The sequence below is a fragment of the Pirellulales bacterium genome (assembly GCA_036490175.1).
Lineage (GTDB): Bacteria > Planctomycetota > Planctomycetia > Pirellulales > JACPPG01 > JACPPG01.
In genome coordinates, this window is record DASXEJ010000072.1 from 23,471 (window position 1) to 31,641 (window position 8,171).

Below are 8,171 nucleotides of genomic sequence, written 5' to 3' on the forward strand. Positions count from 1 at the left end.
CGGGGTCGATACTTCCGCATTCGGCGGCCGTTGGAACAGTCGGTTCTCGCAGGTTGCCATTAGAGGTGATGCCATGTCCGGGCGGACCTATGCGCACGCTCCCGGTCGCCGGGACCCATTCCGATTCGTGCCAGCATGCAGAAAATCTGCATGCGTGACAAACGTAGGACTAGTCGGGACCGTCGCGATCACGATGGTGTCGCTCGTGGGCTGCGGAGGTAGCTCGAGCGCGACGCCGCCTCCCGCGGTAGCGGCACAGCAACCCGCTGCCGCGCCGCCGGCTGCGCCCGCTGCCACACCGGTCGCTCCTCAAACGCCCGCTGTTGCGGCAACGACGCCCACCGCACCAGCGCAAGCGGCCCCTGCGGCGGCCAATCCAACGCCCGCAACCAATCCGGCTGGCACGCCCGAAACGCCTGCCGCTGGGGCGGCAACGGCATTGGCTACTCCGCAGGCCTTGCAGGCCCTACCTGGCGTCGGCCGCCTGGGTCTCGGCGGGGGAGGGGGCGACAACGTATCGGCCTGGAAACCAGAAGACTTTCGCAAAGCGCGCATGGATCACGATCCGCGACTAGTCGTGGCCATCGCTGCACTTGGTCCGGCCCGAGCCAGCAGCGACAAGGCGGCAAAATTGCTCATCGAACTTTTCACGGCTCCCGTCGGCGGCGCGCCGGCGGTAGCTGCTGCCCCCCCAATGCCCCCCACCGATCCGGCACAGCCAGCCGCGGCACCTACCGCTACTGCACCCACGGAAGAGACTGTGGTCGCCGCGATTATTACCTCGTTAGGAGCGAATTCCACAGCCGTCGCGCGCACCGCTCTGAAACAACTACTGTTGGGTGAGTTAAAAACCTCGCTGCCTGAAGCAACGGTCACGGGCATGGCCGCGCAGGCGATTTTGAAAAAACCTACGCCGGACGAGCAGGCGATGCTGCTGGCGGCCGTCGGCAACCCAGCTTTGTTGCGTCCCGGAGCGACTGCCGATCCGAATTTGTCGGCGCAGCTTCTGGCCGCCATAGATACAAAAGCCTCGAGCGAGGTGCGCGTGGCGCTGGCCGACCTGGCAGGGCGCAAAAACACGTCCAGCGAGCAGCGCAAGGCCATCGTCGCCTTGCTGTCGAAGCCCGTACCAGTAAACCTTGCGGCGCAGGCACGCTTGTTCCGCAGCAGCAAAACTGACAAGGCCACGAAGCTGGAATTCGAAAAGCAGTTTGCTACCTATAGCGCTGCAACGGTCGATCACCTGCTGGGACTCGCCTCAGGTCTGCCGACGGGCGAATCGGCTGCCGATGCTAGCGGAACGGCCGGCGAAGCTGCCATGTTGCAGGCGGTGGTCGACAACGTGTGGGGAGAAGAGGTAGTTGCGGGCGTCGAAAGCCAAGCCTCGGACGTGGAGAAGATCTCTGAATTCGCAGATCCGCTCGCGCTCGCGACTTCGGTTCCGATGAAAGACATGCGCACCGTGCTCGGTCAGCTACAGCACGAGCGCTGGAGCGACGGCACCAAGGATATTCATCTCGGTCAACGATTCGGCGACGCGATACACGATCCTGGCATGCTCCTGGTCGTCAAACGCACCCCCCGTAAAGACGCGCCCCCCAAGAAGAAACTAAAGGAGGGTGAGACCCCGCCTCCTCCGCGCCCCACGCGTCAACGGCGCGGCCGCGGCGGCCAACAAAAAGGACCAACCCGCACCCAGAAGGAAGAAACGGCCCGTCACGAGTGGATGCGCGCCACTGAGGACTTCGTGCAGTCGCTGAACGAACGTTTTCTCGCAGCCGCGCGGGCGGGCGCGGGACAGCGACACATGGTGACGCACACTAAATCCGTCGCCAGCAAAAATGCCACGGCTAACTCGGTTTCATCAAAGGCCGGACGGACGGCGACGGAGGCCAACAAAGGTGCCGAGGTACCGAGCGCAGCCGAGCGGGCAGCCCAGTTCCCCTTGGAGTTGCATGAAGGGGCGCGCATTGTCGCAGAGTACCACGTCTCCTGGCCCGAGGATCTGCCCAAGCGATTGCAGAATTCGCAGCTCACGCCGCTAGCGGTTCACTATGTTCGCATGGAAGACACTTCGAGCCTCACCAAGCTGAACACGCACTACCTGACGCAGCTTAAAGGGGTCACGCCGCGACAGCGACCTTACGGCCGCTGGCTGGATTGGATGGGGCAGGGCGTCGAGCGGGGCCAGGCCCGCACCGTGGATGTCGTGTTCACGCGCGCAAAACCTTCCGATGACGAGGAAGAGGACGAGGAGTCGAGCACGCGTCGTGGAGTCGACGAACCCGAGCCGCTGGTCACCGAAATCCTGGTTATCGAGATCCCCGAGTACAAGGTAGCGCCGAGCGAAGATGACGAATCGTCCCCGCCGAAGCCCAAGAGCGCAAAACTCAACACGCTGAAATAACGCGCCAAGCAGTCGCAGTTCCAAGCGACTCTATTGCGCTGGCGCGCGTTTCAACGCGCGCGGCAGGGGGCGGTCTCCTGACTTCTTCGGCTTCGATATTTTTTTTGACGCCTCCGACAGATCGTCAATTTCCGAGCTGTCGTCCGTCGCCTTAAGTTTGTCGAGCCCCGCGTTTAGGATTTTCATAACGCCGGGCAATTCCTCTAAACGTGCGGTTTCTGCCTCGATATCTCGAACTTGCTGGTCGCCGCGCGATTTGACCTCGCGGTAGCGGACGGCATCCGCACCAACTAATTCCAGCCCCGCCATGTTCCGTTCCAACTCGATCAACTTCTCACGTTGCCGGGTTGCAACGGCCCAATTTCGTGCCATGCGCCCGGCCGAACGATCGTCCTGAATCTGCTGAGTGACGCTCAGCAGGAAATCTTGAATCGCATTGGTGCGTTCGACCAAGGTCAAAAATTCTTCCACCTTAGCCTTTGTGGCAGGATCCGTATTGGACAGCTGTTTTTTGGCGTCACTGCTTACACCAGTTTCCGCGGAGTCCGCAGACTCCGAGCCGGCCGAGGTGGACGACGCACCGTCATTACCAACTTTCTCAGACGGTGACTCGGCGACCTCGGGCGTACCCGATATGGTATCCCCCGGCAGAGCAAACGGATTCTCGCTATGTCTCGACGCCGCGGGTGGCGACGTCGTCATACGCGGCGGTGGTGCGTTCACACCAACGCGACGGCGGGGAGTTCGGTCCGCCGGCCTGGGCAACAGCCCGGGCGACGGTTCCGGCGCCTGGGGTGGAGCACCCGTGGCCGGTGTTGAATGGGCGGCGTCATTGTTACCCGTCAACTGACGCAGAAACGCAGCCAGCACGCCTGTGGCTTCGCTCGGCGCCTGGCGTTCCAACTCCGCCTTAATGATCACCGCAACGTCTGGTATCGCTGCCATTCTATTGGTTTCGGTGGTGATCGTCCGTTCTTGCTCTTGCGTGCGAGCTAAGTTTCGTTTTTGTTGCTCGACTTGCGAGCCATAGAGCTTCGGTTTTCGAAGAACTGCCGCTTGTTGCGCTCTCTCCAGCGTAAGCGCTTGTCCGAGCACATTTACCCACTGCGCTGCCAGTCGGTGCGCTGAACCAGCATCATTGATCTGCCGACTGAGTCCGATCAATTGATCTCCTGCCTCCAGTGCCTGCTCTTGCATGCGCAACAGTTCGGCGCCCTCCGGATTCGTAAATTGCGCGATCGGCCCGAGAAAACGAACTCCTCTCGCAATGAGGAACAGCACGACAAACAAACCCGACCCCCCCGCGCCAAGATACTTCAGCCACGAGCGTCGGCCGCCACTAGGCACTTTCGTCAACGTAAGCGTTGGTGGCGTTGCTCGTCGCTGTTCAGACGTCGGTTGCAACTTGAGAACAGAATCCTCCAAGGCGTCCTCCATGCTCCTCGGCCCTACATCGAGGGGCAAATCCGTCGGGGCCGGAGTCATCGTCGGTGCAGCCCACTTTGCGTCCGGCGGCATTAACGTCTCTGGCGACCAAGGCAATTTAGGTTCCGCCTGCAGCTGCGGGATCGTCTGCTTGTGGCCACAACTTGGGCAGGTCACTTGTCGGCCGGCGGCGTCAGCGCGAGCGCTCATTTTGCCGTTACAGGCAGAACACCAGAAACGCACGCGATCGTTCGATTCGCGCGCCGCATCACCACTCGGGGCGGACGAGCCTGCCGGCCGTGCACCGAACCCGGGAGGACTGGTAGAAAGCGGTGCTTGGGGCGCAAATGCGCCGCCAGCACGCTGCGACACGTCAGGGCCAGCGGCGACGTCATCTTGCGCGAGGTCGGGCGCAACGAATGATGCCTGGCAGCGCGGGCATTTCAAACAATCGCCCGCGTACTGATCTTTCAGCCGTAAAACGGTCAGGCAGTTTGGGCAGGTAAACTGAATCGGCATGCTACCCCCGGCCAGCGATTCCGATTGCCCCCGCCCGATATGATAATGCCGCCGCGGGCTTCCCGATAGACAAACACCCACCTGTCAACCGCGGGAATTGGTGGCCAGCTACTTCGATTCCCGAGGCACGTTGGTGAATTGATAGGTGTCCCCTAGCTCCAGCCGCGTCATAAAGACGATCTCCTGGGCGTGACCTGCCAGGTGGACCACGGTCTGAAAGATCACCGACAGCACGTCCAGGTCCATGCGACGGTTGATTCCCTGGTAGGAGCGAGGCTGCAAGAGTCGTCCAGATGCGAGCGAACTCAGCACCGCATTACACTCCCTGGCGACCATTTCCAATCGGCTGACGAGTGCATCCTTTGAAATGGGGCCTCGCTCAGTGAATTCGCTGGCCCGGTCACGCTCATTCGGCAATTGTGCGACAACGCCGACAATGCGATCACGCAGATTGCCTGTTACGTGCAATAGCAGGTTGCCGATGCTGTTCTGCGACGCGCGGGGGCGGCACCACACCTGCTCGTCGTTAAGTTGATCGGTGCAATGGCGAATCAAGCCGCAAGCCGCTGCAAGTCGATCGCGCGCTTGGGCAAGAAACGCGGCTCCGACGCTGGCGTCATCCGGTGAAGCTGAGTCCATGGAATGCCCTCTCTCACCCAATTGTCATCACAGGGCCGCGGGAAAAGTATGGCATCCGCCGGCTTACGAATCCGACGGTGCTGGCGGGCCTGGCTTGGGGCTGTCCGGGTTCGTTGTCGCACTAGGAGAAGGACCAAAAACATCCTGCGGAGTGGATTCCGGTTTGTTCAGCCGCACCATCATCCACTCCTGGGATTTCTGGTTGCCAAAGTGAACCAGCACCGGTGTTTCGTCCTTGGTGAGGTTGAATATGCCCGTCTCAAGAATCGTGTTCTTCTTATCTCCGACCGTCCAGGCGGCACGCTGGGTTTTCTGGTCGACCGCGCCTTGAATCGGCAGGGAGACATCATCGGAAGAGTTGTAGTACATCCCCGCGATGTTGCCCTGCTTGTTGACGGCCATCTGCATCATCATTACCGGATGATCGTCCTCGGGAGTGCTGGAGACGGCGAAAACCCCCAGCGGCATCCAATCCTCTGTGCCGGCGCTGTCGGGCGCAGGAGTTTCTGCCAGCTGTTGTGCCTGATCGTAATACTGCTGCGGCGTGCCAACATCTTGACCGTTGACGTAGACCGAGTCTCCTTGATAGGCGACATTTCCGCCGGCGCCGTAACCGTAGTACATAGGCGACGCCCAGTTTCCAATCATGAAGCCCGACAGTGCGCCCCAACCCAAGCCTCCCCACCAATAGCCTGGCCCCCAGCCGTGCCAATAGTTCCAACCGCGGTTCCAGGCACCGCCGTGATTATTCCACCAGCCGTGATTGAACCAGTTGTTGTGGTTGTTATAGAAGTTGTTGTGATTGCCTTGAATGTTGTTGCGGATATTTTGGGCGTGTTGTTGTTGCTGGGCCGAAAGGTTTCCCGTTCGATTGCCGGCATTCTGACCACGATTGCCTGCGTTCTCACCCCGGTTCCCGGCGTTCTGGCCACGATTGCCGGCGTTCTGGCCCCCCTGTCCCTTGGTGCCACCCCCCGTACCGGATCCCTTGCCCCCTCCGCCGATCCCGGCGGGGCCTTTGCCACCCCCGGCGAGTCCTCCGGGGCCCTTGGTTCCGCCGCCAGCCGCACCCGGACCGAAATTTCCAGCCGGCCCCCGGCCGCCGCTGATTCCGCCTGCGCCGGCCCCACCGATGTTGCCTGGGCCTCGCCCAACATTTCCCTGAACTCCGCCTCCTCCGCCCACTCGACCAATGGCGCCTCCGGCGCCCGCTCCCGTCTGAGGCATATTCAGAAAGTGCCCCAGATCGCCTGCCGAAGGTCGCCCCGCCATATTCCCTGCGCCGCCACGATAGCCAGCTCCGGCGAAGCCCCCTGCCCCCGTTGCCCCGCGATTGAATGATTCGCTGCGACTCATCGAAGGTGTGTGTACGCCACCACCCGAGTAGTTGCGCCCCGCGCTCCCGCCCGAGAAGTTTCTGTTTCCTCCGCCAGCGCCGGAGAAACTGCGCTCCCCTCCGCTGAAGCCGCGACCGCCACCGCCACCAAAGTTGCGCCCCCCGCCTCCACCGCCACCGAAACCGCCGCCACGCCCTCCTCCCCCGCGCGCCCATAGCTCGCCAGGAAACGAGGCTAGTACCGACAACACCATCAGGTGCAAAGCAATTTTCGACATCACGAATCCTTTTAGCTTGTGCGACCTTGGGTTAGTCGACCGGTTTGCGAACAATGGTAATGGGATCGACATTGGGAAGAATCTCTCCGTCAACTTCGCGGGCTATCGACTGCCAGGTGAAGCTGTTGTCGTCGATTTTGCTGATGATATGCACGGCCGTCCCCTTCTTGCCGTCGGCCAGCGTATTCGAGGCACGGATCGTCCAGCGATTCTCCTGCTGAGTCCAGATGCCTTCGCCAAAAGTGCCATCCGAGTCGAAAACCCAGGAGCGAACCCGCTCACGCGAAGGGTCCCAAGCGATAACCTGCGTGCCAGACATCGCCGGTTGCCCCTTCACCGTCACGGAAAATGTACGAGTAATAAACGCCTTGTTCAGCGTCCAGTCGCAAATGGTTTCGACCGTGGCTTCGTCGGATTTATCGATCCACCGGCCAATCATCCAGGACAGGTCATCGAGCGGGCTGGACTCGTCTACCTCGGGCTCGGGCAGCATCGTCTCGCGAACGCTATCCAGCGACCATTTGCCGTCTTTTTTCACATGGATGGCCAGATAGGTGCTCAACTCCGGGGCCTCATCCTCGCGGACGACAGCCGCGGTCCCTTCTTCGACAGCGACCTTGTCGTCGAGCAACCGCACCGAATCCACTTCGACGCTCAACTTGGGTTTGGCTCCTTCGGCGAAGAGCAAGGTCATCCCCTTGGCAATCGCCTCGCGACCTACCAGGCGATCGCCCGTGATCGGATCGACGTAGGAGCCTTGCTCTGAATAGTGCTGAGCCATGGCCTGCGCGTCGCCGCGATTGAACGCCGCGATGTAGCTATCGATCGCCTTGTGAATGGCCGCCTCGTCCGGCGAGACGGGCTTGGCATCGTCAGCTGTGGCGGCCTGCACGGCGCCGCACAAAACGATCGCCAAACAGACAATGTTTCGAAACATGGCGGGAAGTTCCCCGAAGAAATGATGTCTCGTAAAAGAATTCAACCGGCATTGTACCGTTGACTACCGACAGAGCCACTGATGCGCGACGGCAAAATTCGGCTGCCACCGGGAAGCGGCATTCGCCGCCTGTTGGGCGCCGTCGACTGCTACAAAGATAGCCTGCGTCTGCGAGCTTGCCGCTTGGCACCTCTCGTTTTTGTCGGCGCGCATATGCTCAAATCGCATGGTCGCGCAGGACAATGCCGAGCCCGTCGACATTGAGAATTCCGTGGACTATTCCACTGCGCGAAACGCGGGCAAATAAGGGTTACGCGCAGGCCCAGTGGCGAGCTGCGCACGGCAACCAATCGCTCGTCCCTGTCCCATGGACATGCCGCGTCGACGTTGGCGTATCTACGGCACGACCGAGACGGTTATACGCGATGGACGCGTCGCGGAGCGAAAAACCCGCTGGCTTGCCGACTGGTAGTCGTGCTCCTTGGCGCTATAGATGTCAGTGAAGGACTGCGGATTACGATCCACCAACGGGAACCAACTGCTTTGCACCTGGATCATCAGGCGATGACCGCTGCGGAAGTTGTGGCATGTGTCTGGCATGGTGAACTTGATCGTCGTCGGCTCATTGGC

6 protein-coding genes are annotated in these 8,171 nt (G+C 61.1%); 1 reads left to right on the forward strand and 5 read right to left on the reverse strand.

From position 1 onward, the window contains the following. Positions 1 to 154 precede the first annotated feature (154 nt). Positions 155 to 2,407, forward strand: coding sequence for a hypothetical protein (locus tag VGG64_04995; GenBank protein HEY1598934.1), 2,253 nt, complete (start codon positions 155 to 157; stop codon positions 2,405 to 2,407). A 30-nt stretch (positions 2,408 to 2,437) separates the two neighbouring features. Here VGG64_04995 and VGG64_05000 read toward each other — a convergent pair whose 3' ends face one another. From VGG64_05000 to VGG64_05020, 5 genes are all read right to left on the reverse strand, one after another. Next, positions 2,438 to 3,763 (reverse strand): hypothetical protein, encoded by a 1,326-nt coding sequence (locus tag VGG64_05000; protein HEY1598935.1) that lies wholly within the window; start codon positions 3,761 to 3,763, stop codon positions 2,438 to 2,440. 696 nt (positions 3,764 to 4,459) lie between these two features. Then, complete coding sequence (locus VGG64_05005; protein HEY1598936.1) at positions 4,460 to 4,990, reverse strand: DUF1572 family protein; 531 nt, start codon at positions 4,988 to 4,990, stop codon at positions 4,460 to 4,462. A gap of 63 nt (positions 4,991 to 5,053) precedes the next feature. Then, positions 5,054 to 6,604 (reverse strand): hypothetical protein, encoded by a 1,551-nt coding sequence (locus VGG64_05010; protein HEY1598937.1) that lies wholly within the window; start codon positions 6,602 to 6,604, stop codon positions 5,054 to 5,056. Between the two features lie 31 nt (positions 6,605 to 6,635). Further along, on the reverse strand, positions 6,636 to 7,541 hold the full coding sequence (locus VGG64_05015; GenBank protein HEY1598938.1) for an SgcJ/EcaC family oxidoreductase: 906 nt from the start codon (positions 7,539 to 7,541) through the stop codon (positions 6,636 to 6,638). 396 nt (positions 7,542 to 7,937) lie between these two features. Further along, positions 7,938 to 8,171, reverse strand: a 234-nt coding sequence (locus VGG64_05020; GenBank protein HEY1598939.1) for a CocE/NonD family hydrolase C-terminal non-catalytic domain-containing protein, incomplete at its 5' end; no start/stop codon positions are given.

Bases quoted from the DNA above. Each gene is read 5' to 3' on its own strand.
- VGG64_05010 (HEY1598937.1), bottom strand. From the start codon at position 6,604: ATGTCGAAAATTGCTTTGCACCTGATGGTGTTGTCGGTACTAGCCTCG.
- VGG64_05005 (HEY1598936.1), bottom strand. From the start codon at position 4,990: ATGGACTCAGCTTCACCGGATGACGCCAGCGTCGGAGCCGCGTTTCTT.
- VGG64_05015 (HEY1598938.1), bottom strand. From the start codon at position 7,541: ATGTTTCGAAACATTGTCTGTTTGGCGATCGTTTTGTGCGGCGCCGTG.